This is a genomic window from Desulfobacter postgatei 2ac9 (assembly GCF_000233695.2).
Classification (GTDB): Bacteria; Desulfobacterota; Desulfobacteria; order Desulfobacterales; family Desulfobacteraceae; genus Desulfobacter; species Desulfobacter postgatei.
In genome coordinates this window covers 1,914,557-1,939,614 of the sequence record NZ_CM001488.1, presented here as the reverse complement: position 1 = coordinate 1,939,614, position 25,058 = coordinate 1,914,557, and the positions used below count along the sequence as shown (strand labels likewise).

Here is a 25,058-nt window from a genome sequence, read left to right as displayed (position 1 = left end):
AAAGATTTTCACAGGTTCTTGGAATATGCCATTATCCATCACACACCCCGTTTTCATCAGGGATACTTTGACAGGCATTATTTTCTGTCTGTTGATTTATGGTGTGATGTTGACATTCCCCCTGCTTGGTGTATTTGTTCTTCTGTTTCTGCCTATACCGGTGCTTTTTTATCGCCTTAAACTCGGCAGAAACAGTGGGGCTCTGATTGCAGCCACAAGCTTCTTTATACTTGTACTCATGGCCAAAGGCGTCGCTTTTGACACACTTTACGTTGGACTGCTCCTGGCAACGGGTATGATTTTAGGGGAATGCCTTGAGCGGCATATGAGTATTCAAAAAGCCATGGGATTGACCTCTCTAATAGCTGCAGGCCTTGTCTGTGCAGCGATTATGGCCTACACCACCAGCCAGGGACGGACATTATCCGCAATAATGACCGATTACATGAATCAGTCTTTGAGTATTGCCAAGCAACTCTCTCCTGAAATCGGAATGGATCCGGACATGACCCAAAAGCTGATATCATCCATGATGATTGTCATGCCGGGCATGTTCATGATTTCTTTTATGACAACCCTGTGGTTGAACATCCTGATTATCAGAAAGCTTTTAAGACTCAAGGGCATCACTATCAAAAGCATTGAGCACCTTAATCTTTACAAAGCACCGTACATACTGGTATGGGCATTTATCGGCTGCGCAATCGCTTTGATGATTCCCGCAAGTCCTGTGAAAATCGTTGGCATCAACTGCCTGATTGTTTTAATGCTTGTTTATTTTTTTCAAGGAATTGCAGTTGTCTCCTTTTTTTTTCAGCAAAAAAATACACCCATGGCGCTGAGAGGATTTTGTTATTTTCTCATTGCCGTGCAAGTGTATGTTTTAATCCTTGTCATTGGCCTTGGTTTTTTTGACAACTGGATTGATTTCAGGAAACTTTCTGCATCACCAAAATAAAACTATGCCGGACCGTAAAAAACAACGGCCGGATTGGAGGTTTACAATGAAAGTAATATTAAAGGAAACCATCGACACTTTGGGTATCGCAGGTAGCGAGTGCAAGGTGGCGGAAGGCTATGGACGCAATTATCTGCTGCCCCAGGGTAAAGCGGTTCTTGCCACCCCTGCCAATCGCAAGGTTATGGAACAGGCCCGGGCTAAACTTGAACTTCAGATTGCCAAAGAAAGAAAGATTGCCGAAGAGATGGCAGCAAAAGTTAAAGACGTTGCGATCACCATCAAGGCCAAAGTCCGCGAAGAAGTTTATCTTTACGGTTCCGTAACCACCCATGACATAAAAGAAGCGTTGGATGCACAGAATATTGACGTTGAACGCCGTTCCATACTGCTTGCAGAACCTATCAAGGAGACTGGTGAATACAAGGTACCCATCCGTTTATATAAGGATGTTGAACCGGAAATCACCGTGACGGTTGTAGCAGAAGAAAAACAGGACAAATAGTTCCGATATATCTCTGCAGACCTTTAGAATCCAACAGGAGTCCAAGGGTCTGCAGAGATTTTTTTTAAAGGTCCGTGATGGCAAAAAAAGAACCCGTTAAATCAGACCACCTGCTTAACCGTACTCCGCCCCATGATACAGATGCAGAGGCATCGCTTCTGTCTGCCATCTTTATCAATAATGACAGCCTGTTTGACATTATTGAAATCCTCACTCCCGATGATTTTTACAAAGGAGCGCATAAAAAAATCTTCAGGGCCATCACAGAACTTTCCAGAAAAGAGGAACCTGCAGACCTTGTGACCGTTGCCAATCACCTTAATGAAAAAGATGAATTGGAAGGAGTTGGCGGGCCTGCTTTTCTTGCTGCAATTTCCGATGCCGCTCCGGTGGCGGTCAATGCCGTCCATTATGCCAGGATCATCCGTGAAAAATCCACTTTGCGGCAGCTTATCAATACCTGCTCTGCAACCATTGAACGCTGTCTTGAGGACAGGGGGGACTTTAAAGATATACTCGATGAGTCCCAGGCATCAGTCCTAAAAATTGCCGACCGTCAGTCCGGCAGTTCTTTTAAGCCCCTATCAGAGCTCATCAATCTGAATATTGACCAGTTAGAAGAGCTGCAGGGCAAGGAAGGCGGACTTGCGGGGCTTTCAACCGGATATCCAAGGCTGGACAGGATCACATCCGGACTGCAGCGTTCGGACCTGATTATTCTGGCTGCCCGCCCCTCCATGGGAAAAACTGCTTTTGCCCTGAACATCGCCAGAAATGTCGCGTTTCACTACCGCAAACCCGTGGCTGTGTTTTCCCTTGAAATGTCCAAAGAACAATTATCCATGCGGCTGTTAACTTCCGAAGCACGGGTGGATGCCAACCGGCTTCGCAGTGGGGTATTCAGTCCTGAAGACTGGCAGAATTTCACGGATGCCGCAGGCATTCTCAATGAGATTCCCATTTTCATTGATGATACGCCTGCCATATCGGTGATGGATCTTCGGGCCAAAGTCCGAAAACTGTTCCAGGCAAACAAAGAGATCGGCCTTGTGGTCATTGATTATCTGCAGTTAATGAAATCGTCCATCCGTTCCGACCGAAGGGATCTTGAGATTGCCGATATTTCAAGGGCGTTGAAATCCCTTGCCAAAGAACTCAGCGTTCCGGTTCTCGCGTTATCCCAGCTTAACCGAGCCCTTGAACAGCGCTCGGATAAACGGCCCATGATGTCTGACTTACGCGAATCAGGCGCCATCGAACAGGATGCGGATATTATCTCCTTTATTTACCGGGACGAGGTCTACAATAAAGAGCCGGACAATCCCAAAAAAGGAACTGCAGAGATCATTGTTGCAAAAAACCGTAACGGGAGCATTGGTACGGCACATATGGTGTTTAACGGCCAGTACACCCGATTTGAGGAACTGGCACCCGAAGCATACCAGGGGTTTAAATGAAATGAAACGAATTGTATACGGCAACCTTGACGGGCTCAACAAAGCCCAGATAAACCGGATTGAAAATCTTTACAATATCAAATCACCGCCGGAATATATTCTTTCCCCGGAGGCCGCCATTGAAATTGTTGACATAAGCCGGGATATCCGCCGCCAGGTCGGCCTTCTGCTGGATCGAAACGGAAAAGTCATCTGTGTCATTGCAGGGGAACCCCAACGCATTGTTATTCCGGTCACACCGGATTATCGACCCGGACCGGGCCGACTTAAGGGGCTGCGCTGCGTTCATACGCATCTGTCCCACGAGGCCTTGACACAGGATGATCTCACCGACCTTGCCCTTCTGCGCCTGGATTATATAACGGCCATCTGCCTGAATGCCGACGGAACACCCGGCCCTGTGTACTCTGCGCATATTCTGCCCGATCCTGAAGCAGACCCTTACAGAATTTTGCCCGCCACATCCCTTGACCATCTGGATACAGACTGCCAGGCTCAGATTCTTGAACTTGAATCCGAACTTTCCCGGCACAACCGCCTGTACAGCGGAGAAACCGGCCAAGAAAACGCCTTTTTGATCAATGCGGCAACGGAAGGTATCAGTTCCGCCCATATTTCAATGGATGAGCTCAAGGAATTATGCAAAACAAGCCGAATCAAGGTGGTGGGATCGGCCATTCAGCAAAGAAAAAAAATTGACCCTAAATTTGTGGTGGGCAAAGGTAAATTATCTGAACTGATTATTAAGGCCATCCAAAATTATGCCACATTACTCGTCTTTGACCAGGAGCTCAGTCCCTCCCAGATACGTTCCATCACCGATTTTGTGGAGATGAAGGTCATTGACCGCACCCAGCTGATACTGGATATTTTTGCCAAACAGGCCAAATCCAGTGAAGGCAAATACCAGGTGGAATTGGCCCAGCTTGAATATATGCTTCCCCGCCTGATCACCAAAAACACGGCCATGTCGAGGCTGACAGGCGGAATTGGCGGCAGAGGCCCCGGGGAAACCAAGCTTGAGGTCAACCGGCGCCGTGCCAGGGAGCGTATCACCCGGCTGAAAAAAGAGATCGAAAAAATCCGCAAACAGCGAAAACAGCAGAAAGCCAGACGAAAAAGAAAAGATCTGCCTGTCATCTCCATTGTAGGATATACCAATGCCGGCAAGTCAACATTGCTCAACACCCTGACCCAGAGCAGTATTATCGCAGCAAACCGGCTGTTTGCCACCCTGGACCCCTCCTCACGAAGGCTGAGGTTTCCCCGGGATAAGGAAGTGATCATCACGGACACAGTAGGCTTTATCCAGAATCTGCCCAAGGAGCTTTTAGAAGCATTTCACGCCACATTGGAAGAACTTGAGCAGGCAGATGTGATTCTTCATGTCATTGACATTTCAAATCCAAGGTACATGCAGCAAAAAGAGACCGTGGACCAATTGCTGAAATCTTTGAATCTTAATAAAATCCCCACACTGTATGTATTCAATAAAATGGATCAGGCTGATTTGAGCAATTTTGATTCACCCTGGCTTTTAAACCAGGGCATTCTGGTTTCAGCACTTGAAAAGGCAAGCCTTGCACCTTTGGTGGAAAAACTTGAAGCCATGGTATAATTTTTACCAATCCCGGATTGAAAAAAAGAGATATATATTTTAACATATCTAATATAAAAACCACTTGCCTTGGGATTTCATATGGAAATACATTTAGACCGGTTAATAGGAAAAGCGAATATTACAGAAGACTCAATGGACATTCCGGACTGCTTTGGGGAATTTGATAAAAACTCCCGGCTCTGTTTTGATTATTGCGCGATATCTATAAAATGCTGCATTATGCAGTTCCGTCATCCCAAAATTGATATTTTGGAAAAACTTTTGATCTACAATGATTACGCCGCAAAACCCAACTGATTATCGTGTAGTTTAAAAGCTACCGGATTCAAGCTTGTCGGCCAGATACCGGATCTGTTCGTAACGTTGACCTTTTTGTTCCATTTCCTTTTCAACCGCATTAATGGAATAGATGGCCGTTGCATGGTACCGTTTAAAACTGGCACCAATTGTTTTTATGGGCTGATCCGTATACTTCTTTGATAGAAAGATTGCCACCTGACGAGGTTTGACAATACGTTGCTTCCTGGATTTAGACACAAGTTCCTGTTCGGAAACTTCAAACGCTTCACAGACCATTTTTTTAATCAGATCAATGGTTATGCGTTTTCGCGTCCCGGTCATTTTTTCAAGCACGTTCCTGGCAAGCTCAATATCAATTTTCCGGTTCATCAGCTGCCCCCGGGTAACAACGCTTAAAAGCGCACTTTCAAGCTGACGAACATCATTACACGCTTCCTGGGCAATATATTCGGTCACAGGTGTGGGCAGGACACACTGAATAGCCTTGGATTTCTTATTTAAAATCTTTACCCGTGTTCCAAAATCCGGTGCCTTGATCTCCGTGACAACCCCCATATTCAGCCTGGATTTCAGGTTGTCATTTAATTTAGGGATCTCATCAGGCCGTTCACAACCTGAAAAAATAATTTTCTTATCTGCATCAATCAGATAGTCCAGGGTCATGGCAAGTTCTTTCTGGGTGGCGGACTTTCCTGTCAGAAAATGGACATCTTCCAGGATCAGCACATCACATTTAAGACGGTATTTTTCCTTAAACTGGTCAATACTATTATTTCTCAAGGAGTAGATCATTTCATTGGTGAAATCTTCGGCCGTGACATAAAAGACCCTTTTGCCCCCGTCTTGCGAGAGCATGTGGTGGCCGACCGCCTGGGACAGATGGCTTTTTCCAAGACCTGTCTTGCCCAAAAGAAAAAGTACGCCGGTCCCGTTAAGTTTACCCTGGGCCAGATATAAAGAGGCCGTATATGCAAAACTGGAATTGTCCCCCACAACAAAATCGTCAAATGTAAAATTTTTTTTAAGCATGCGCCCGCAATGAAATGCCGGTGTCATGCCGGGCAACTGTGGATGAAAGTCTGATGGAAAACTCAGAGGTGACAGGATGCCGGGCATCACTCCGCTTGTTGTTTGTGCCCGGTTTTTTTGAGTCTGGCCAAAATTTGAATTTATTTGACCTGATCTTAATTTTTTTTTGCCAACCTTGAATTCAATTCGGCCTTTTTGGCCTAAACGCAAAAATCCCTCTTCAAAATAGCCCTGATAATTTTCTTTGAGCCGTTTGACATAGAAGTCATTAGGCACTGACAAGACAATAGTTTCAGCATCATGGGTGGACAACACCACGGGTTCAATCCACATGCGGTAACAATGGTCTGGAACTAGTTCTTTAATATGTAATTTGACTTCTTTTAAAAACGAATCCATTTAAACAATACACAGCCTTCCAAAACAATACAAAGTGGCTAAGAGGTTTGACATTAAAAGCGGTTATAATGATTGTAGTATGTTGGTCTGCTTTTTATGTGAATTTGAGTTATTGGTCAAATGGAATAAAGATAGTTAGATCACAGTTAGAATAATGTGTGGTATATTTTTTCAACATCTTGTTTTTATATAATATTTTCTGTGGAACAAAAGGAATGCCCCCTAATTACAATGGGTTCGACAAATCCCTATTTTCAAAAGGTATTTTCTAAAAAAATAACTATTCGTAAAGACCATTTAATTTTTTTTCTTCGATTTTTAACGATTTCCTTTGAATTGCTTCAAATTAAACAAAAGTCTAAAAAAGCGATCAACCCCCAAATTTATAAGGGTTTCACAAATTCGTCCCTAAATTGTATTTACACCCTGTTGAGTCAATAGTATATTTCAAACTTTAACATATAAATGAAAGCAGTATCTAAGTATGAATACCCAATCAGACCGGCCTATTCTTGGCATAAGCATGGGAGATCCGGCAGGGATCGGTCCTGAAATAGTGATTAAAAGCCTTGCCGATCCTGAAATCCTAAATTTATGTACGCCTGTTGTCTTAGGTGATTTTAAAATATTAAAACAAGCAGATTTTAATTATAAAATATTACAAAAGTTAGTCATAACAGACGATTTAATCAGCGATTTTTCTAATTTTCCCAAAGGGTTTCTGCTCCAACTTTCCAGCCTGAACCCGGATGTCACTAAACTTGGGCACCCCACCCCGGAGACCGGCCGCGCCATGGAAACCTATATCAATACCGGGGTGGATCTTGCCCTGTCCGGTGCCATTGATGCCCTGGTTACAGGCCCCATTACCAAAACAGGCCTGAAACTGGCCGGATCACCCTTTCATGGTCACACAGAGTTGATTGCACATAAAACAGGCACTGAAAATTTTGCAATGATGATGGCAGGACCGCGCCTGAAAGTGGTTTTAACGACTATTCACATCCCCTTGTCCCAGGTGCCGGGACGGCTAAGCAGCATGGAAATAACAAGGATCATCAATCTGACCCGGGAGACCCTGATCACAAGATTCGGTATACCCAACCCCAGGCTTGCCGTGGCAGGCTTGAATCCCCATGCAGGGGAACAGGGCATGTTCGGTAACGAAGAAGCGGATGTCATTTTACCGGCAGTTTTGCAGGCCCGGGAAAAAGGGTTTGACATCACAGGCCCTCTGCCCCCGGATACCGTATTTTTCCACGCGGTTGAGGGTCGTTTTGACGCCGTGATTTGCATCTACCACGACCAGGGGCTCATTCCTTTCAAGCTGGTGCATTTCAGGGACGGGGTTAACACCACCATCGGGCTTCCCATCATACGCACATCCGTGGATCACGGTACCGCCTATGACATTGCCTGGACAGGTAAAGCAGACCCCACAAGCATGAAAGAGGCCATTAAAATGGCGGCTGTCCAGGCGGTGAATCAAAAACGGCATGGCAATCGTAATGGCAATTGATCACATCATAATTAAAGGCGCCCGGACCCATAATCTGAAAAATATTGATGTCAGCTTCCCCAAAAACAGCCTGACCGTGGTCACCGGGCTTTCGGGTTCCGGCAAATCTACCCTGGCGTTTGACACCCTTTATGCCGAAGGCCAGAGACGCTATGTGGAATCCTTATCCACCTATGCCCGCCAGTTTTTGGGCCAGATGGACAAACCGGATGTGGATGCCATAGAGGGCCTCTCCCCTGCCATTGCCATTGAACAAAAAACCGCCTCCCACAATCCGAGATCCACGGTTGGGACCGTCACGGAAATATATGACTACCTGCGGCTTCTTTTTGCCAGGGCCGGCAAACCCCACTGCCATATCTGCGGCAAACCCATTTCATCTGCATCCATTGATCAGATCATACAAAGCATCCTTTTTCAAATGCCTGAAAAAGCACAGAAAATTATGGTGCTGGCGCCTGTGGTCACAAACAAAAAAGGCGGGCACGGCCAGCTTATCCATCATCTGAAAAAGGAAGGGTTTGCAAGGCTTAAAATTGACGGGCAAGTCTGCTTAATTGAAGACGCACAGGCGCTTGATAAAAAAAAAGCGCATTCCATCGACGTAGTGGTGGACCGGCTGATTTTAAAACAAGGAATCGAACAAAGGCTGACTGATTCCGTTGAAACCGCACTATCTCTGGCAGAAGGCCAGGTGATCATTGACAATCTGGATCTAAAAAAGCAGACCCTTTTCAGTGAAGCCGCCACCTGTCACACCTGCGGTATCTTTTATCCGCAATTTTCTCCAGCCAGTTTTTCCTTTAATTCCCCCCAGGGGGCATGCACCCATTGTGACGGACTTGGCCATCTAAAGGAGTTTCATCCGGCAAAAATTGTCCCGAACCACCATCTGTCCCTGCGCCAGGGGGCGGTTCTGCCCTGGGCCGGAAAAGATTCCGTGCGTCATATGGAATTTTTAGATGCCCTGGTAACCCATTATAATGAAGATATCTACACCCCTTTTAAAGATCTTTCCACGGACTTTCAAAAAATTATCCTCTTTGGTTCCGGCACCCATAAAATCCCCTTTTATGTTGAACAGGCCGGGAAAAAAATCGTTTATGAAAAACCCTTTGAAGGCGTGATCGAACAACTTGCCCGCCGGTTCCGGGATACAAAATCACCCTCTGTCAAACAAGAGCTTGGCAAATACATGGGCCATAAGGTCTGCTCCAAGTGTAACGGTTCCCGCCTGAATCCCGGCGCTTCGGCAGTACAGGTGGCAGATAAAACCATCCAGCAGATTGCCGCCATGTCCGTCAAACAGGCCGCTGATTTTGTTAACTCGCTACATTTGTCCGGCAGGGAAAAAGCCGTGTCTGAATCCATTCTTGGAGAGCTGTCTCAACGGCTTTCCTTTATGGAAGATGTGGGCCTTGATTATCTGACCCTTGATCGGTCCGCAGCAACCCTTTCGGGCGGAGAGAGCCAGCGCATCCGGCTGGCCAGCCAGATCGGCTCAAAACTTTCCGGTGTCCTTTATGTGCTTGATGAACCCAGCATCGGTCTTCACCAGCGGGACAATGCGCGCCTGCTCAGTACGCTGATGCACCTGAAGAACCTTGGCAATACCGTGCTGGTGGTGGAGCATGATGAAGAGACCATGCTGGCTGCGGATCACATTATTGATGTGGGTCCCAAGGCCGGGGTTAAAGGCGGACATGTGATGTTTTCAGGGCCGCCCGAAGACCTGGTCAAGGCATCCTGTCTCACCGGGCTGTATCTGTCCGGAAAAAGAAAAATTTCTGTGCCTGAGCACAGACGTACCGGCAGCGGGAAATTTTTAACTGTCCAAAAGGCAAGCGAAAACAACCTTAAGGATATTGATGTCTCCTTTCCGCTGGGATGTTTAACCTGTGTAACAGGGGTGTCAGGATCAGGAAAATCAACCCTGGTTCTCTCAACCCTTTACCAGGCCCTTGCAAGCAGGATAAACAGGTCTGAAAGACCCGTTGGAAAACATCAGGCAATTTCAGGCATGGAATATATCGACAGGGTCATCCATATTGACCAATCCCCGATCGGCAAAACCCCGCGATCAAATCCGGGCACATACACAGGAATTCTGACACATATAAGGGAGTTGTTTGCCAAGACCCCTGAGGCAAAGGCCCGGGGATACAAGTCCGGGCGGTTCAGTTTCAATATCAAGGGCGGCAGGTGCGAATCCTGCAAAGGGGACGGCATCGTCAAAATTGAAATGCATTTTCTGCCTGATGTTTATGTGACCTGTGATGTCTGCAAAGGCAGACAATTCAACCGGGAAACACTTGAAATAAAGTACAAAGGAAATAACATCGCCCAGGTTTTGGACATGACCATCAATCAGGCCTTTGAGTTTTTTGACAATATGGCATCAATTCGGCACACCTTTTCCACACTGGTGGAAACAGGGCTGGGGTATATAAAAATGGGCCAGGCCGCCACAACACTGTCCGGCGGGGAGGCCCAGCGCATCAAGATTGCCAGGGAACTGTCCAAGAAAAGCACCGGAAAAACCCTTTATATTCTGGATGAACCCACCACAGGCCTGCATACCGATGACATCAAACGGCTTTTAGCGGTTCTGGACAAACTTGTGGATGCAGGCAACACCGTAGTGGTCATTGAACACCACCTTGATGTCATTAAATGTGCAGATTATGTCATTGATCTTGGACCTGACGGCGGAGACCAGGGTGGACAGATTATTGCCCAGGGCACGCCTGAACAAGTGGCCCGTACACCGTTGTCCCATACGGGTTTTTACCTGAACCGGGTTTTAGCCGATTAACATTCGTCACATGCATCGTCCATCATACAGGCCCCGTCCACCATGCAGGCAAAAACGATTTTTTCTGCCTGACCGGCCATTTTGGCGGACACGGTTTCAAATGTTTCTGGTAACGATGTGATAATAGAATGATCGGGGCCGGGAATGGCAAAGATCCCCTCCCCTTCGACCTTTCCGGTTTTTCCTGAAATCAATTCAGCATCCTGGCCATTGGTGACCACCACAATAGGGATCTGGTAATCAAAAATCAACCGCGACAATGCCAGGGTCGATAAACGCCGGGTCACAAGGGAGCCTGGGGCATAATTGATCATCATGACAGCGCGTTGATTTCTGTAAACCAGAAAATCAACATTCACAACCGCACTGCGTGAAGCGGTATGAATGGTTATTTGCCGCCCTGCCTCAATATCAGATTTATCAAATCCCAGACCGTTTACCAGATGCCGGGCAATTTGTTGGCGGTACCGTTCATCGTGTGTATCCGTAATGGTTTTGCCACTTAAAAAATCAACAAACTCACCCAGAATCAGGTGATGGGAATTTTCACTCATAAAAACACCTTTAAATTTGGACAGGCTTTGGGTTCCGATTTTGATCGTTTTTTACAGCCTACGATAGACCATCTTTTATACATGGTATTTCACCATCTGGCCGGTATCCAGTCAAGTCCAATTTGAAGGAAATTTTTAAATATCCTGCCATTTCCCTGAATCAAGCACATTTGGCTGAGTTGCAGGAAAAAATTAAAAATTCATACTCCTCACATAAATTGGATAAATTTTGGATACAGATGGTATTGACCAAATCGTTTATGGCATAGTACTATTTTTATATTGTTTAACATCATGTTAAGGGATTTTTAGCCCTTGCACCGCCTCAGAAAGGATTAAGGCTCATGAATCTTCAAGGGGATTTTGAAGGGCTGACTCTGGCAAGTATACTTCAGCTTCTGTGTAATGATCAAAAAACAGGCATTCTCACCGTTACGAACGGTGAAGATAGCAGCCGGGTATTTTTTGACCAAGGCACCATTGTCTATGCCACCTCCCATCTCAAGCAGTCACGCCTTGGGTTTCTGATGCAAAATTCAGGTGTCATATCAGGCCAACAGCTCTCTAAGTGCCTGGCTTATGCGAGGGACAATAAACTTCATTTAGGAAAGGTGCTCGTGCAAAAGGGCTACATTTCCGAGGAAACCTTAAAAAAATACAATACCAAACAGGTGGAACTCATCCTTTATGACCTGCTGCTGTGGGAAAAAGGAAAATTCGAATACAAAGATGACCGGCTGAATCTAACAAATATGATTGTCACCCAACTCAATCCCATGAAACTGATCCTTGAAGCATCCCGGCGCATTGACGAGCTATCGGTCCTCAAAAAGGTTATCCCTTCAGATAAACTGGTGTTTAAAATGTCCGGCAAGGTCCGCAGCAAAGAGGAGATCAAGCTGAACGCCAACGAATGGCGTGTACTTTCCCTGATTGACGGTACCCGTTCCGTGCGCCAGGTGATCACGGAAAGCGCCTATGATGAGTTTGCCGTATATAAAATTATTTTCTCTGTGATCTCATCAGGCCTTATTGAACAAAAACAAGAGGTAGTTCAGGTCAATGGAGATGACGGCAATAACCTGTCAGGCATTCTCACGATGTTCAATGATATTTTTAAAGCCATTGAAAAGAATCTGTCAGCAGAAATCGGGGAAAAAACCATGGAAATTTTTAAGGAGACCCAATCTGACCTTCCCCCGGATTTTAAAACGATACTGATGGATTACAGGATTGAAAACCAGAAAAATTCCAATCTTCAGGTTGTGGAAACCGCTATAGCCCGTCTTGATACGTTTCCGGACAATCAAAAGGACTTTCTTATTAAAGGATTTGTGGCCTATTGTAGTCTGATTCTTAAAAAAGCCTTTGATATTCTTGGAAAAAAACCCGTAAACAATATTCTGATAGACATTGAAAAAGTGCTGGACTATATCAACAAATACCAGAGCAGTTCCAATGATAAAGACAGAATCGTTACAGATTTAAACGCCTTGATCAGCCGAACCCGGGCAGATTTCAACCTCAGCGCAAAAAATACAAAAGGTAAAAAAAGCCTGTTTTCATTATTTTCCCGATAGCGTTGTTTTATAAAAAAGTCTGGGTAAGTTACTCAGATCTTTAAAACTTTGTTGTGGGTTATGCCCGGCAGTTGATATGTCAGGTCAGCCCATGGCTGTTATTTAGGAATTTGCAACCTTTGACCCACCATAGGCCAGAAAAGAGAGTGCCGCTGTTCGAAAAAGTGCCCGGATGGTTTCTAAAATTTCCTGGCTCACAAAATTGCCTAAAATGGTGACATAATCGGCAATAAACAGCAAGCACACCGTCACAAGAATCAGATTGATTACTTTTCCCACTTTACCACCGGCATATTTAATGCGGGCTTTATTGAATACAAAAATAATGATCAGATAAATAATAAGCGTAAACACGGATATGATCATTTGAGTGGTCATGATATCCACTGGTTATTCTCCTTTGATTTATTTATGTTTTTTATATGAAAGTCTGTGTAACCAACAAAGATCTTTCAACCTTTGTTGTGGGCTATACTTGGCGGTTGATATGTCAGGTCAGCCCATGGCTGTTCTTTGGATAAAATTGCAAATATCTCTTTTGCTATCCGGTCAGTATCAGGGTTCTGGGCCCCGACTTCGGTGACAACCCCAAGCAAATGTCTGCCAAAGGGAAAAATAAAAACCTGTGTATTGTTCTGTCTTAAAAAAGCAGCATACCTGAACTGCTTTGGGCTGATGGATAAATAAATGCTGCCACAGGCAGCAATTGCTTTGGATACTTTTTTATCTGCGCCGGGTTCCATTTTCGAAGAGAAATTCCGGTCAAGCACATTCCCGTTCCCATCCACAAGAAAAAAGGCATTCACACCTTTTATCCTGCTGATATTTGAAAGGGAACCCTTCATATCTGCCACTCTTTTTTGTGCGTGTACTGCATAAAAAAACGGCAAAAAGGTTCGGGCAAGTTCGGTGTCAGGGCAACAAGCACCAGATACTGTCCCTTTTTTTCTCTGGCCACAAAAAAATACTTGTCTGATATCAAAACGGTCATGGACCGGATATCGGGCATGGCCAACAGTCCTTGTTCCAAACTTTGGGACAGACGCGATCCAAGACTGTGAATATCTTCGGGCAAAAGCAGATCAGGCATCCGGCAGATGGTAATCCCTTTGCTTATATCATAGATAAAGCCCCCCATCATCTGCGGGTACCGGTCAAGGACCTGAAACAAATTATCAACCGTATTCTCCTGTTGTTTTTTTTGCTGCAGCAAAGGCAGAAGATAATCATTATGATATCCGCATGCATGGCAGATGAAAACTGCCCGGCCCTTGACAATATGTGCCGGACAAACCTGGTTTCTATCACCGCAGTCCTCACAGAATACGATCATTCTATTCCTTGAAGGCTATCCCTTGAATAAAGTCTTTAACCGGGCAAAAATCCCTTTTTTCTTTTGTTCCCCATCCTTTTCCTGGGTTTGATCGGGTTCTGCAGTTGTCATGCCGTTCAACCCGTCATCGAATTCGGAATCGCTCATGCCGTTTTCCCCGGTATCAGGCACTGCCTGCCGGTGAATAAACCGGGCCATGGAGGAGACAAGATCAAGAAGCCTGACCTTGTCGGAATCCGGGGCCCAAATATCATTTAAGCTTGCAATCTTTTCCTGAACCTGTTCAAACACGTCCAAACGACTCAATGTGTCAGGGTCGAAAAGCAATTTTTGAAGGTCATCCAGATTCGGGTCCGGTTCCTGATCGGTCATATTCCCATCCGTATCATCTTCGAGAGAGATCTCTTGAACCGCGTCATCATCACCCGGCTGTTCTTCCGGATGAATTTCATCCTCTTGGCTATCGGGAACAGGCGCAATCTGCCCCGAAGAATCGGCTGGTTCCTCTAAAAGATCAATGCCAGCGGAGTCGATACCGGGATCATTACCATCAGAAAAATCAACCGGTTCCGCTGAAAGATTACTTTCACCCCCCAACTTTTCAGCATGGTCCAAGGATTGGGAATCGGGCGGATCCTGAACTTCCATGACGCCGTCATCTGAGGTATTAAGGTTGAAAAAGGCATCAAGCCTGCTTTCAATCTCTGGAATGGGTGTATTGCCCATTCTTTGGGGCGTGACCTGCTGAACCCCGGCTTTTTTCTCTGCCGCACCGATTACACCGGGCATGCTTGGGGCATTTTCCTGATCCGGACCATGTATACTTGAAAGATGAATGGCATCAAGCAGTTCATCCGCCGCTGATTCCTTCATGGAAAACAAATCCCCCATAACATCCCGTTGGGGTGGCAAGGAATCCTTCCCCGTTGATCGAGTGCCTTTTCTTGCGCCAAGCGCCGATGCCGGGTCTGTCATCGGGTCATCCAGGGTAAAGAACGGGCTCTCTTCCTGGTCAGATGCTTGTTCATTTATATGGGATAAAGCGGGTGCAAAACCGTCATCCTCAGCGTGCTCCGGAATATTGCCCGGGGCAGCCGGTTGCCCTTGGCCGGGATGTTGAATTGTCCGGACTGCTGAAGCGGTATGATCTTCCGCGCTTGGACCAGGGCTTAAACCGGCATCAATCTTGCGTTTAAATGCCTTGTACGCCTGGATATTTTCCTGCACCAGCTCTTTTTTCTTATCGGGTGGCATACTGGGATGGCCTACCAGCAATTCGTACTGATGGAATACCCGGCGCAGCAGAGAAACCGAATCCTGGTGGGCATTGGCTTGATGCTGGGCAATGTGGGCACCAATCTCATGCATAATACGCAGAAAGGTATAATGTATTTTATCGGATTTAAGGCGTTTTTCAAGCCGGATGAGTACACGATCAAACCCCTCCATGGTGGTATTTGAAATTTCCCAGTCCACGGAAAGAATGACGGCTTTGAGTTCTTCCATCTCGCAATCAAGGATAAGCTTTCCAGATTCAATGGCAGATTTCACGGACTTAAATGTCTGCTTGCTTCTCGATAATATCTGTGCCTGGCCTTCAACAGAGCTCGAGATTAAAAGGCTTTTCAAATTATCCGCCAGGGTCCCAAGGGCAGGGAGGGTTTCGGGGTGTGCCTTATCCTTTCGCGCATCAAGATATTTTATCAAAGAGCGCATCATTTTAATAACGAACAGGGCTTCTTGTTTTCCGACACAATCAGTTTCCAGGGAGTTAAGGCTGTCTGCAAGCACTTTTACATCAGCAGTCTCAACCCCGTTTGTCATATATTCGATATTTTTCTGTATCTGATCAACAAAATCCAATATCCTTCTCCTTAAAATATCTGGTCCTGGATAGACACCAGGGTAGTGGATATAATTTTTTTCAAGGTAGGTATTACATTACCCCCGTTCGATGCACTGGCCTCAAAGGCCGGCACCTTAAGACGGCTGTTCAGATCTCTTTGCAGCGTTTTTGAATCCAGGGTCTCAACATCGGATTTACGCAGATCCACTTTGTTGTACTGCATGACCAAAGGCATTTTAAAAAGATCCAGCTGATAGGTTTGAAGATTTTCATATAACTGGTTAAGGGATTCAATATTTTTTCTGCGCTGACTCTTTTGAACATCCGCCACAAACACAATACCGTCAACCCCCCGCAACACAAGCTTGCGTGTGGCATTATACTTTACCTGCCCGGGCACCGTGTACAGTTGGATGGTTACGTCAAAGCCCTTGATCTTACCGACATCAAAGGGAAGAAAATCAAAAAATAACGTCCGGTCATCATTGGTTTTCAGACTGACCATTTCCGTTTTTATCTGTTCCTTGTATGTCCGGTTAATGTATTCAAGATTGGTCGTTTTTCCACCACGCCCAGGGCCGTAGTAAACGATCTTGATTTGAACCTCCCGGGTTTTTACATTGATAAGCGCCAAATCTGTTTCCTTTTTGATTCAGGATACCTTATTTTTTTTCCTGCAGTTAAAAATTCGTCTTTATGAAAGCACCCGATTGATCTCTTCTATGGTTTCTGCAACTTTTAAACGCACCAGGCCAAGGGAAATGTTTTTACCAAACATTGAAATTAAAAGGGTGTCTTCTGTGACTTTGCTGAAGTGAATGCTTAATTTTTCCCCTTTATGAAATAAAAGGGAAAATTCAGATTCGCCAACCAGCCGTGCCATGGCATCCACGGCGGCAAAATTGCCTGCAGCAAGCGCTGCAAAGGAAGTGGCGTCCAGGTCGGTTTTGCCGTTACTGTGTTTTGCTATGGCATTGCCGCTTAAATCCATGAAAATCACATGATCAATCCCAGCACCGATGAGGTGTTCTAGGATGGCGTTGTCTATCGCATTTAACTGTTCTGTATCATACATGGCAGATTATCCGGAAAATTGTTTGGCCCAATTATGACTGACATAAAATTTAAATTGAATTAAAAAGAATTATACCGGATGAATAAAAAGGAATCAATCTATGGGTTTGAATCTCAAAAAAGAATTATTGACCTTATACGCACAAAACCATTATGAATGGTCCTAAAAATTTTATGAAAAGGGTCGGGTCACTCATGCTGGATTTTCTTCCCTCCTCGGTTAAAGGGGTACTTGCTTTTATTGGATATCTAATAAACACGATTTTTTTGACTGTTCCTTTAATTCTAATAGCCCTTTTAAAATTCATCCTACCCTTTAAAGATGTGATTATATTACTCGATAAAGTCCTTATTTGGATTGCAACCCTGTGGATAAGTATCAACGGCATGAATTGTGATCTGTTCAACAGGATAGACTGGCAGGTAAAAGGATTGGCCCAGCTGAAAAAAAAAGGGTGGTATCTTGTCATATCCAACCACCAGTCCTGGGTCGACATCCTGGTATTGCAAAAAATCTTTAACCGCAAAATCCCCATGCTGAAATTTTTCTTGAAAAAAGAGCTGATCTGGATACCTTTTCTGGGGCTTGCCTGGTGGGCTCTGGATTTTCCATTTATGAAACGGTATTCAAAAAAATTTCTTGAGGCCAACCCCCACCTGAAGGGAAAGGACCTTGAAAGCACCCGCAAGGCATGTGAAAAATTCAAACACACCCCGGTCTCAGTGATGAATTTTGTGGAAGGCACCCGGTTTACCCCTAAAAAACATGAACATCAGAAATCACCTTTTGACCGGCTTCTTTTGCCCCGAGCCGGCGGTATCGCCTTTGTACTAGGCTCCATGGGCGAATACTTTCACAGTGTTGTTAATGTCGCCATTGCCTATCCGGGCGGGGTGCCGACCTTCTGGGATTACATTTCAGGGAAAACAAAAAAGATCATTGTAGACGTAGATGTTTTCCCCGTGTCCGAACAGATGGTCGGTGATTACTTTAATGATGATGGATATAAGGAACAATTCTGTGATTGGCTTAATAATATCTGGCAGGAAAAGGACAAAAAACTGGGGGAACTGTTTCTTCTTGAATCGACGGACAGGCCATCATCCTGAAAGGACTTGCTTGGTCATAAGATCGGCCATGAGCCTTAACTTACCAATCTTAACTTTCTTCTCCGCCTCGCAGGCAAAGGCATTTTTTCAACAAACCATTCACATGTAGGTTTAAATCTTACATATAGCGAATAAATTAATCCATAACACCGTACACAATACACTGACATAAAAATTAAGCCTTTAACCGATTGGTAGAAAACCGCCAGCCTGGTATAAATGAAAGTTTTCTAAATTACCGCCCTTTCTTGCGGTTTTTTTGCCTTAAATGGCAGGGCAGGCGGGGCCTTAAAACAGGATGTGAAATAAACTTAACCGGGAGAAAACCAATGACGTTGAAAAGCTTTTATAAAGAGGTGATGGCACTCAATGGGATCCAGGATATGGGGCAACGTGAAATCCAGGCAAAAGCATTTTTTAAAAAACTGAATTCAGCCGAACTGCCCAAAACCTTTAACTGGGCCCAGGAAATTTTCGAAGATATACACGTCAAAGAGCGCCCGGAGCAGTTGGCGCTTATCTGGGCAGACCTGCATACAGATGAAGAAGAGCAGTATACATATACCCAATTGGCTGAAAACGGCAACAAGATGTTAAATTATCTGCGTAAAAAGGGGGTTGAGAAAGGCGACAATCTTTATATGCTGACGCCCATTGTCCCCCAGACATGGTTTGCCTCTTTTGCCGCCATAAAAGGCGGTATTGTCTCCGTTCCCACAGCCACAACCATGACCGAACGTGAAATCCAGTTCCGTTTTGAAGCGTATCCGCCGGATGTTATTATTGCCCATGAGAATCTGGCCGACCTTGTGGACGATGCCCTGGTTAAGGCCGGGTACACCCCCAAGGCTAAAATTATCCTTGGGGCTAAAGAGGGGTGGACATCCTATCCTGAGATTGCAAAGGAATCTGCCCAAGCATCACCTGCAACCATTAACCGTGAGGATGTTCTCTTCTGCTTTTTCACCTCCGGCACCACAGGACTTCCCAAACGGGTGGGGCATTCCGCCACCTCCTATCCTTTGGGCCATCTGTCAACAGCCGTTATCATTGGGCTTGAACCCGGATGCGTTCATCACAACTTGAGTGCGCCCGGGTGGGCTAAATGGGCATGGAGCAGCTTTTTCAGCCCACTTAACGTCGGCGGTACGGCCACAGGGTTTAATTTCACCTCGCTGGATATTAAAAAATACCTAAGTTTTGTGGCCAAATATAAAGTCAACTCATTCTGCGCACCGCCCACGGCCTGGCGCGCCTTTGTGGGCCTTGATCTGGCAGCGTATGATTTTTCGGCCCTGAAGTACTCGTTGAGTGCAGGCGAACCGTTGAATCCCGAAGTTATTGACCAGTGGCGGAAAGCCACGGGCACTGAAATCCGGGATTTTTACGGCCAGACCGAATCCACAGCCATGATCGGCAATCCGCCCTGGATGGAAGGCAAAATGCGCTTGGGGTCCTTTGGATATCCCTCATTCATGTACGATGTCATTCTAGCCGATGACGAAGGAAAAGAGATCACAGAACCTGACATCACCGGCCATATCGTAATTCGTCTTTCCAACTGGCGTGCCATTGGACTGTTTCAGGAATATATCAACAACGAGGCAAAAACATCTGAAGCATTTAAACACGGACTCTATTTCACCGGTGACAAAGCCACCTTTGACAAGGACGGCTACTGGTGGTTTGTGGGCCGCGCCGACGATGTCATCAAAACCAGTGATTACCGGGTAGGTCCCTTTGAGGTGGAAAGTACCCTGATTGAGCACCCGGCCGTCATGGAGACTGCCGTGGTGGGTGTGCCGGATCCCAACCGTCACCAACTGGTAAAAGCATTTGTTATCCTGGTTCCCGGACACAAACCATCAAAGGAACTGGCCCTGGAACTGTTCAAACACACCATTGATGTGCTGGCCAAATTTAAGATTCCCAGAATCATCGAATTTGTGGAAGTTTTGCCCAAAACCATCTCCGGAAAAATTCGGCGTATAGAGCTTCGGGAAAATGAAGAGAGCAAAACTGAGGGCCAGGTAACTGAATTCTTTTATCATCAGTTCCCGGAATTAAGTTCCAAAAATAAATAGTGACGGTCACAGGCAGCAGACTTTAAAAAACCTGCTGCCTGTTTTTTTTCAACAACACCGTTGGATTTTCTAATAAAGTTGAAAACCTCTTTCTTTTATGCCAAAATACAACTCGTTAATTACCAAGGCCTTGAGCCTGCATAATTAAACAGGCTTTCCGGGTCTTTCATTCATTTGGCCCTTTGAACTTGCATTCCTCCCAAAAAGCAGGATCAGGGCCGGAAAGGAAGGAGAACCATGAAAGGAGAAAGAGCACAACAAATTATCAAATCAATCTTAAAACCAATGGATATCCAGATCAATGGGGATCGTCCCTGGGATATTCAAATCAACAACCCTCAATTTTACCAAAGAATCATCTCGGGCGGTTCCCTGGCCTTGGGGGAAAGCTATATGGATGGATGGTGGGATTGCAAGGCCCTGGATGAATTCTTCAAACGAATTCTTGAATTCCGGTTAGATAAAAAAGTAAAGTCCATGAAGCCGGCCCTCCTTTGGGAAATTTTCAAAGCCAGGGTTATAAATGTTCAAAGCAAAACCCGGGCATTTATCATCGGACAAAGGCATTACGATATCGGCAACCCCCTTTTCAAAATCATGCTGGATAAAGGGCTGAATTATTCGTGCGGATACTGGCACCGGGCAGACAATCTGGATGACGCCCAGACCGGAAAGCTGGATCTGATATGTCGAAAAATCGGTCTCAAACCTGGAATAACAGTTCTGGATATCGGGTGCGGATGGGGCGGGTTCGCAAAATATGCGGCTGAGACTTACGGCGTAAAAGTCAAGGGCATTACCGTTTCAAAAGAGCAGGCAGAATATGCCCGGGAACAGTGCAAAAACCTTGAGGTAACAATTGAACTGTCCGATTACCGTAACTTGAATGAAAAATATGACCGGATTGTTTCCATCGGCATGTTTGAACATGTGGGATGGAAAAATTACAGAACCTTTATGAAAGTGGTTCATCGGTGCCTGAAAGATGACGGGCTTTTTCTTTTGCACACCATCGCAGGAAACACCTCTGCCAAAGGAACGGACCCCTGGATCAACACATATATTTTCCCCAATTCCATGGTCCCCTCCGCCAGGCAGGTCTCCCACGCCGCAGAAGGATTATTTATTCTGGAAGACCTGCATAACCTGGGCCGTTACTATGATAGAACCCTCATGGCCTGGCATGAAAATTTTACCAAGAACTGGAATTTAATCAAAGACCAATACGACATGCGGTTTTTCCGCATGTGGACCTATTATCTGCTCTCCTGCGCAGCCAGTTTCAGAACCCGGCGGAATCAACTGTGGCAGATTGTATTTTCCAAAAACGGAATTAACCGGGTGTTCCGCAGCGAAGGAGAATTGTTTATATGACTATACGGCAAGAATTGCCGATAAACCAGGCAATTCTTGCTGTTCAAAAGCGGTCATAAACAGGTCGGATCAGGCAGAGCATGAGCAACCGGTTAAAAATTTCCAATTGATTCAATTCTTTTTTTAAGATACAAAAAGAGATTTTGTAATGCAGGCATGAAGCCTGTGGTTCAAATTAAATTTCATTATTTTTTCGGACCCGGCCAAGAAGGTTGAAAGTTAAGTTTTTAATATTATTTAGTATTTTTAACACTTCAAGGATTCACAGGAGGGAAAAAACAATGAAAAAAGCGCTGATCACATCCGGACTCATATCTCTTGTTCTTATTTTTACTGCCGTAAGTGTCCAGGCACACTACGGAATGGTCATTCCTTCGGACAACATGGTTATGCAGGACGAAAACCGCACCGTCCATATCACAGCCTCTTTTTCCCATCCCTTTGAAGGTGTCGGGATGGAACTTGTCAAACCCAAGGTATTTGCCCTGCGCGCCAACGGTGAAGCACAGGATCTTCTGGGCACATTGAAACAGGCAAAAAAGATGGATCACACCGGCTGGGAAACAGATTACATAATCAAAAAACCAGGCGTTTACATGTTCTACATGGAGCCCGTGCCATACTGGGAATCTGCCGAAGACTGCTTTATCATTCATTATACCAAAACCGTAGTGACCGCGTTCGGTTATGACGAAGGATGGGACCAGGAGATCGGTCTGAAAACAGAAATCGTTCCTTTGTCCAAACCGTTTGCACAGTATGCCGGTAATATATTCCAGGGTATTGTAAAGTTAAATGGCAAAGCCGTGCCTTATGCAGAAGTTGAGGTGGAATATTACAACGAAGACGGAAAGTCCCAAGCCCCCACTGATTATATGGTGACCCAGACCATCAAAGCCGATGCCAACGGCGTATTCACCTATGCTGCACCCAAGGCCGGATGGTGGGGATTTGCAGCACTTAATGAAGCTGATTTTACCCTTAAGGCTGACGGGCAGGAGAAGGGTGTTGAGTTGGGTGCGGTCATCTGGGTAAAATTCGAAAACTGGAAAACAAAATAATATATTTGAGCAATAAGAAGGCATTATGCATATTTCTGAAGGTTTTCTTTCCGCACCGGTTTTAGGGGTTGGGATAGTTTTGGCTGCAGCAGGCACTTCCGTGGGCTTGAAAAAACTTAAAGAAGATAAAATTCCCCAGGCAGCAATTTTGTCGGCCGCTTTTTTTGTGGCCTCCCTGATTCATGTGCCCATGGGGCCTTCCAGCGCCCACCTGATTCTCAACGGAAGTCTTGGCCTGATGCTTGGGTGGGTTGCCTTTCCCGCCATTTTGATTGCGCTCCTGCTCCAGGGGGTGCTGTTCCAGTTCGGCGGGATCACAACCCTGGGGGTCAACACGATTATCATGGCCACACCGGCAGTGCTCTGTTATTACCTGTTTGCAGGATTTGTCCACAAACCGGGTGTACTCTCCCATGCCGCCTGCTTTGCCTGTGGATTTTTAAGCGTTTTTTTCAGCAGCCTGCTTGTCGGTACAGCCCTGATGTTTACCCAGGAAAGTTTTTTAGAGGTGGCCTGGGCCGTTGTTATAGCCCATGTTCCGGTTATGTTCATAGAAGGCCTTGTGGCGATTTTCTGTATGGGTTTTCTTAAAAAGGTGCAACCCGAACTTCTGCCCAAATGGCCTGCGGCACAGCAGCAGGCCGCATTGGACAATAGAGCAAAAATGGTTGAAAAGCAGGTATAATCTTCATATTACGACTATTTTTAATGGTAACCAATAATGATGTATCGAAAATATTTTATAAGATTTTCCTGTCTGATCCTTTTTTTCTTTCTTTCAAGGGGCAATGCCCTGGCACATAAGGTCACGGTATTTGCCTGGGTGGAAGGAAACACCGTTCTGGGAGAAAGCAAATTCAGCGGCGGGAAAAAAGTACGGGACTCAGAAATTATTGTCTGGGACTTGAACGGAAAAGAACTTTTGCGCACGCGGACCAATCAAAAAGGTGAATTTTCATTTCCCATCCCGGCAAAAACAGCCATGCGCATTGAACTCATTGCCGGCATGGGACATAAGGCCGAATGGACCATTCCCCTTGAAGATATAGACGAACCCGCCTCAGACCGGGATGCACAGAGACCTTTGCCTGAACCCGCAGGGCAGACAGACCCTGGAGAGGCGGTACACCCGGCAGCCGCCATTGACCCGGTCCAGCTTGAAGCCATCGTGGAAAAGGCCGTAACAAAAGCGCTGGATAAAAAAATTACGCCGTTGACCAGAATGGTGGCAGACCTGGAGCAAAAAGGCCCGACCATGAATGAAATTGTTGGCGGCATCGGATACATATTCGGCTTGATGGGGGTGGCTATCTATTTTTCTTCCCGTAAGAAAAAGTCGTGATACGGCTGCCGCCAGTTTCACCGGCACCGGCGGGCTCCAGGAGGTCAATTCCGTGTCGGCATCCCGGGAGCGCGCTTCCAGGTCACGAAGCGCTGTTTCATCTGTATCAGGGGAGGTCAGATCAAGTCCATAAAAAAAGCAGGGCCGGCGCACCTGGATCTTAGGGGGCAGGTCTTGCATTATTTGACCCTTTCTTTCGCTCGTCCCTCGCTCCTTTGCCCGGACTCCAGCCGGTGCCTGAACCTGACCGGTCTTGAGGACCTCGGGCAAGACGCAGGCCGCTGCCGGCGTTGAGATCAGCATGGGGCCTGCTGCGGCGGCAAGCGGAACGCAGGGCCCTCCCGTAGGCGACCCAGGAACCGCCGCGACAGACGCGAGAATTAGTGTCACCATCCTCCCAGGCACTGCCGTCATCCGGGGCACCGTTGTAATTGTCATGCCAGCGATCTTGACACCACTCCCAGACATTGCCGTGCATCTGGTACAGGCCCCAGGGATTTTGCTCAAAAAACTTCACCGGCACCGTTTTCTGACGGTACTCCCCTTTGGGACCTTTATTATAAGGTCGAGTTCCAGCATAGTTGGCTTTGTCCGGGGTCAATTCACGTCCAAACCAGAACGGGGTGTCTGTTCCTGCCCGGCAGGCATACTCCCACTCCGCCTCCGAGGGCAATCGGGCCCCAAGCCCGGAAACCAGACTGTTGAGCCTGTCAATAAACGCATTGGCATCATCCCAGCTCACGTTTTCCACCGGGTGTTCGGGTCCTTCTTTTTCAAATATGCTTGGATTTTTTCCGGTAACAGCCTGCCATAATTCCTGGGTGCAGGCGGTCTCCCCAAGCCAAAAGCCTTTTTCAAAGGCAACCCGATGCAAAGGCCCTTCATCATCATATCGTTCAGGTTCATCTTCAGGTGATCCCATCATAAACTCGCGCGGCGGTATCCAACGAAATCGGATCTCGATCTTATTGACAAAAATCCCCTGCCAGATCCCATAGTGGTCCTGGCCGTAGCTGTGGGCCCAGTTCTCTGGAAAAATATCCGGCAAAATAGACAATATTTCGGATTGCTGGTTTTTTTTCATGTGTTCCATAGTA

23 protein-coding genes are annotated in these 25,058 nt (G+C 46.0%); 14 read left to right on the top strand and 9 right to left on the bottom strand.

The window, feature by feature from the left end:
• Nucleotides 1–25 precede the first annotated feature (25 nt).
• From DESPODRAFT_RS08880 to DESPODRAFT_RS08860, 5 genes are all read left to right on the top strand, one after another.
• Entirely contained in the window at nucleotides 26–958 is a 933-nt protein-coding gene (locus DESPODRAFT_RS08880; RefSeq protein ID WP_004072945.1) for a DUF2232 domain-containing protein, read from the top strand.
• A gap of 46 nt (nucleotides 959–1,004) precedes the next feature.
• Nucleotides 1,005–1,463: a 50S ribosomal protein L9 gene (rplI, locus tag DESPODRAFT_RS08875; RefSeq protein ID WP_004072944.1), complete on the top strand. Its 459-nt coding sequence runs from the start codon at nucleotides 1,005–1,007 to the stop codon at nucleotides 1,461–1,463.
• A gap of 77 nt (nucleotides 1,464–1,540) precedes the next feature.
• Nucleotides 1,541–2,920, top strand: coding sequence for a replicative DNA helicase (gene dnaB, locus DESPODRAFT_RS08870; protein WP_004072943.1), 1,380 nt, complete (start codon nucleotides 1,541–1,543; stop codon nucleotides 2,918–2,920).
• Between the two features lies 1 nt (nucleotide 2,921).
• Complete coding sequence (gene hflX, locus DESPODRAFT_RS08865; RefSeq protein WP_004072942.1) at nucleotides 2,922–4,538, top strand: GTPase HflX; 1,617 nt, start codon at nucleotides 2,922–2,924, stop codon at nucleotides 4,536–4,538.
• Between the two features lie 81 nt (nucleotides 4,539–4,619).
• Nucleotides 4,620–4,838, top strand: coding sequence for a hypothetical protein (locus DESPODRAFT_RS08860; RefSeq protein ID WP_004072941.1), 219 nt, complete (start codon nucleotides 4,620–4,622; stop codon nucleotides 4,836–4,838).
• A gap of 12 nt (nucleotides 4,839–4,850) precedes the next feature.
• Here the strand turns inward: DESPODRAFT_RS08860 and dnaA are convergent, their stop codons facing one another.
• Entirely contained in the window at nucleotides 4,851–6,269 is a 1,419-nt protein-coding gene (dnaA, locus tag DESPODRAFT_RS08855; protein WP_004072940.1) for a chromosomal replication initiator protein DnaA, read from the bottom strand.
• Between the two features lie 484 nt (nucleotides 6,270–6,753).
• Between dnaA and pdxA the strand changes: the two genes are divergently transcribed.
• Nucleotides 6,754–7,788 (top strand): 4-hydroxythreonine-4-phosphate dehydrogenase PdxA, encoded by a 1,035-nt coding sequence (gene pdxA / locus DESPODRAFT_RS08845; protein ID WP_004072939.1) that lies wholly within the window; start codon nucleotides 6,754–6,756, stop codon nucleotides 7,786–7,788.
• On the top strand, nucleotides 7,778–10,603 hold the full coding sequence (uvrA, locus tag DESPODRAFT_RS08840) for an excinuclease ABC subunit UvrA (protein WP_004072938.1): 2,826 nt from the start codon (nucleotides 7,778–7,780) through the stop codon (nucleotides 10,601–10,603). The genes pdxA and uvrA overlap by 11 nt, the downstream gene beginning before the upstream one ends.
• Here uvrA and DESPODRAFT_RS08835 read toward each other — a convergent pair.
• Complete coding sequence (locus DESPODRAFT_RS08835) at nucleotides 10,600–11,157, bottom strand: type I restriction enzyme HsdR N-terminal domain-containing protein (protein ID WP_004072937.1); 558 nt, start codon at nucleotides 11,155–11,157, stop codon at nucleotides 10,600–10,602. The genes uvrA and DESPODRAFT_RS08835 overlap by 4 nt on opposite strands.
• Nucleotides 11,158–11,501: 344 nt before the next feature.
• On the opposite strand from DESPODRAFT_RS08835, the gene DESPODRAFT_RS08830 reads away from it, so the two are divergent.
• Nucleotides 11,502–12,737: a DUF4388 domain-containing protein gene (locus DESPODRAFT_RS08830; protein WP_004072936.1), complete on the top strand. Its 1,236-nt coding sequence runs from the start codon at nucleotides 11,502–11,504 to the stop codon at nucleotides 12,735–12,737.
• A gap of 102 nt (nucleotides 12,738–12,839) precedes the next feature.
• Here DESPODRAFT_RS08830 and DESPODRAFT_RS08825 read toward each other — a convergent pair whose 3' ends face one another.
• The 6 genes from DESPODRAFT_RS08825 to DESPODRAFT_RS08800 form a co-directional block, all read right to left on the bottom strand.
• A complete protein-coding gene (locus DESPODRAFT_RS08825) occupies nucleotides 12,840–13,115 on the bottom strand; it encodes a hypothetical protein (RefSeq protein ID WP_040016276.1) in 276 nt (91 codons plus the stop codon).
• A 74-nt stretch (nucleotides 13,116–13,189) separates the two neighbouring features.
• Nucleotides 13,190–13,582: a hypothetical protein gene (locus DESPODRAFT_RS08820; RefSeq protein WP_004072934.1), complete on the bottom strand. Its 393-nt coding sequence runs from the start codon at nucleotides 13,580–13,582 to the stop codon at nucleotides 13,190–13,192.
• Nucleotides 13,579–14,070, bottom strand: coding sequence for a hypothetical protein (locus tag DESPODRAFT_RS08815; RefSeq protein WP_004072933.1), 492 nt, complete (start codon nucleotides 14,068–14,070; stop codon nucleotides 13,579–13,581). Before DESPODRAFT_RS08815 ends, DESPODRAFT_RS08820 begins: the two co-directional genes overlap by 4 nt.
• A gap of 15 nt (nucleotides 14,071–14,085) precedes the next feature.
• Nucleotides 14,086–15,933, bottom strand: a complete 1,848-nt coding sequence (locus DESPODRAFT_RS08810; protein WP_004072932.1) for a hypothetical protein — start codon at nucleotides 15,931–15,933, stop codon at nucleotides 14,086–14,088.
• 11 nt (nucleotides 15,934–15,944) lie between these two features.
• Entirely contained in the window at nucleotides 15,945–16,550 is a 606-nt protein-coding gene (locus DESPODRAFT_RS08805) for a GTP-binding protein (RefSeq protein ID WP_004072931.1), read from the bottom strand.
• Between the two features lie 60 nt (nucleotides 16,551–16,610).
• The gene (locus DESPODRAFT_RS08800; RefSeq protein ID WP_004072930.1) at nucleotides 16,611–16,991 is read right to left on the bottom strand and encodes a roadblock/LC7 domain-containing protein; all 381 of its coding nucleotides are present in this window, start codon (nucleotides 16,989–16,991) and stop codon (nucleotides 16,611–16,613) included.
• Between the two features lie 194 nt (nucleotides 16,992–17,185).
• Here DESPODRAFT_RS08800 and yihG point away from each other — a divergent pair, with 194 nt between their 5' ends.
• From yihG to DESPODRAFT_RS08770, 6 genes are all read left to right on the top strand, one after another.
• Nucleotides 17,186–18,100: a 1-acylglycerol-3-phosphate O-acyltransferase, YihG family gene (yihG, locus tag DESPODRAFT_RS08795; RefSeq protein WP_004072929.1), complete on the top strand. Its 915-nt coding sequence runs from the start codon at nucleotides 17,186–17,188 to the stop codon at nucleotides 18,098–18,100.
• Nucleotides 18,101–18,429: 329 nt separating this feature from the next.
• On the top strand, nucleotides 18,430–20,184 hold the full coding sequence (locus DESPODRAFT_RS08790; protein WP_004072928.1) for an acetate--CoA ligase: 1,755 nt from the start codon (nucleotides 18,430–18,432) through the stop codon (nucleotides 20,182–20,184).
• 237 nt (nucleotides 20,185–20,421) lie between these two features.
• Nucleotides 20,422–21,558, top strand: a complete 1,137-nt coding sequence (cfa, locus tag DESPODRAFT_RS08785; RefSeq protein ID WP_004072927.1) for a cyclopropane fatty acyl phospholipid synthase — start codon at nucleotides 20,422–20,424, stop codon at nucleotides 21,556–21,558.
• Nucleotides 21,559–21,839: 281 nt separating this feature from the next.
• Nucleotides 21,840–22,619, top strand: coding sequence for a DUF4198 domain-containing protein (locus DESPODRAFT_RS08780; RefSeq protein ID WP_004072926.1), 780 nt, complete (start codon nucleotides 21,840–21,842; stop codon nucleotides 22,617–22,619).
• Between the two features lie 25 nt (nucleotides 22,620–22,644).
• Entirely contained in the window at nucleotides 22,645–23,304 is a 660-nt protein-coding gene (gene cbiM / locus DESPODRAFT_RS08775; protein WP_004072925.1) for a cobalt transporter CbiM, read from the top strand.
• Nucleotides 23,305–23,340: 36 nt separating this feature from the next.
• Nucleotides 23,341–23,961, top strand: coding sequence for a NikL family nickel/cobalt ECF transporter subunit (locus tag DESPODRAFT_RS08770; protein ID WP_004072924.1), 621 nt, complete (start codon nucleotides 23,341–23,343; stop codon nucleotides 23,959–23,961).
• Between the two features lie 160 nt (nucleotides 23,962–24,121).
• Here the strand turns inward: DESPODRAFT_RS08770 and DESPODRAFT_RS08765 are convergent, their stop codons facing one another.
• The gene (locus DESPODRAFT_RS08765; protein WP_083843557.1) at nucleotides 24,122–25,045 is read right to left on the bottom strand and encodes a formylglycine-generating enzyme family protein; all 924 of its coding nucleotides are present in this window, start codon (nucleotides 25,043–25,045) and stop codon (nucleotides 24,122–24,124) included.
• Nucleotides 25,046–25,058: the final 13 nt, after the last annotated feature.

Excerpts from the sequence above, each read along its gene's own strand:
- dnaB (WP_004072943.1), top strand. The coding sequence starts at position 1,541 with ATGGCAAAAAAAGAACCCGTTAAATCAGACCACCTGCTTAACCGTACT.
- DESPODRAFT_RS08800 (WP_004072930.1), bottom strand. The coding sequence starts at position 16,991 with ATGTATGATACAGAACAGTTAAATGCGATAGACAACGCCATCCTAGAA.
- DESPODRAFT_RS08815 (WP_004072933.1), bottom strand. The coding sequence starts at position 14,070 with ATGATCGTATTCTGTGAGGACTGCGGTGATAGAAACCAGGTTTGTCCG.
- DESPODRAFT_RS08830 (WP_004072936.1), top strand. The coding sequence starts at position 11,502 with ATGAATCTTCAAGGGGATTTTGAAGGGCTGACTCTGGCAAGTATACTT.
- DESPODRAFT_RS08825 (WP_040016276.1), bottom strand. The coding sequence starts at position 13,115 with ATGACCACTCAAATGATCATATCCGTGTTTACGCTTATTATTTATCTG.
- rplI (WP_004072944.1), top strand. The coding sequence starts at position 1,005 with ATGAAAGTAATATTAAAGGAAACCATCGACACTTTGGGTATCGCAGGT.
- cbiM (WP_004072925.1), top strand. The coding sequence starts at position 22,645 with ATGCATATTTCTGAAGGTTTTCTTTCCGCACCGGTTTTAGGGGTTGGG.
- DESPODRAFT_RS08765 (WP_083843557.1), bottom strand. The coding sequence starts at position 25,045 with ATGAAAAAAAACCAGCAATCCGAAATATTGTCTATTTTGCCGGATATT.
- DESPODRAFT_RS08860 (WP_004072941.1), top strand. The coding sequence starts at position 4,620 with ATGGAAATACATTTAGACCGGTTAATAGGAAAAGCGAATATTACAGAA.
- DESPODRAFT_RS08835 (WP_004072937.1), bottom strand. The coding sequence starts at position 11,157 with ATGAGTGAAAATTCCCATCACCTGATTCTGGGTGAGTTTGTTGATTTT.
- DESPODRAFT_RS08880 (WP_004072945.1), top strand. The coding sequence starts at position 26 with ATGCCATTATCCATCACACACCCCGTTTTCATCAGGGATACTTTGACA.
- DESPODRAFT_RS08820 (WP_004072934.1), bottom strand. The coding sequence starts at position 13,582 with ATGAAGGGTTCCCTTTCAAATATCAGCAGGATAAAAGGTGTGAATGCC.
- pdxA (WP_004072939.1), top strand. The coding sequence starts at position 6,754 with ATGAATACCCAATCAGACCGGCCTATTCTTGGCATAAGCATGGGAGAT.
- DESPODRAFT_RS08780 (WP_004072926.1), top strand. The coding sequence starts at position 21,840 with ATGAAAAAAGCGCTGATCACATCCGGACTCATATCTCTTGTTCTTATT.
- DESPODRAFT_RS08790 (WP_004072928.1), top strand. The coding sequence starts at position 18,430 with ATGACGTTGAAAAGCTTTTATAAAGAGGTGATGGCACTCAATGGGATC.
- yihG (WP_004072929.1), top strand. The coding sequence starts at position 17,186 with ATGCTGGATTTTCTTCCCTCCTCGGTTAAAGGGGTACTTGCTTTTATT.
- DESPODRAFT_RS08770 (WP_004072924.1), top strand. The coding sequence starts at position 23,341 with ATGATGTATCGAAAATATTTTATAAGATTTTCCTGTCTGATCCTTTTT.
- dnaA (WP_004072940.1), bottom strand. The coding sequence starts at position 6,269 with ATGGATTCGTTTTTAAAAGAAGTCAAATTACATATTAAAGAACTAGTT.
- hflX (WP_004072942.1), top strand. The coding sequence starts at position 2,922 with ATGAAACGAATTGTATACGGCAACCTTGACGGGCTCAACAAAGCCCAG.
- uvrA (WP_004072938.1), top strand. The coding sequence starts at position 7,778 with ATGGCAATTGATCACATCATAATTAAAGGCGCCCGGACCCATAATCTG.
- cfa (WP_004072927.1), top strand. The coding sequence starts at position 20,422 with ATGAAAGGAGAAAGAGCACAACAAATTATCAAATCAATCTTAAAACCA.